The following is a 307-nucleotide window of genomic DNA, read 5'->3' as shown; positions in this document are numbered from 1 at the left end:
GCTTGGAGCAACTATCGCAAGATTGGTCATGGAATCCCAACTTTCCATAAAAAACGCAGCGACTGGTCATATCAGACCAACTGTCAATATCCTAAGCAAAAAGAAGCTTTTCTTGATAACGGGACAGCTAGATTTATTGATGCTAAACATATTAAACTGCCTAAACTGGGTATCGTCCGCATTGCTGGTTTTAGAAGGCTAATCAAAGAGCGTTTGCTTAACCACATCCCAACTAGAATTGGCACAGTCACGATTAAAAAGACCGCTGACGAGCAATTCTACTTATCAATGCAATTAGGCAGCGATA

At 41.0% G+C, this 307-nt stretch carries 1 pseudogene; it reads left to right on the top strand.

Annotated features, from left to right (window positions below):
• Positions 1–307: pseudogene (locus CP357_RS10040) on the top strand (RNA-guided endonuclease TnpB family protein); the annotation flags it as partial.

The sequence above is a fragment of the Lactobacillus sp. UMNPBX6 genome (genome assembly GCF_002553975.1).
In the GTDB taxonomy this organism is placed as follows: Bacteria; Bacillota; Bacilli; order Lactobacillales; family Lactobacillaceae; genus Lactobacillus; species Lactobacillus gallinarum.
The sequence above is the reverse complement of the archived record's forward strand: the minus strand, read 5'-3'. Positions and strand labels throughout refer to the sequence as shown.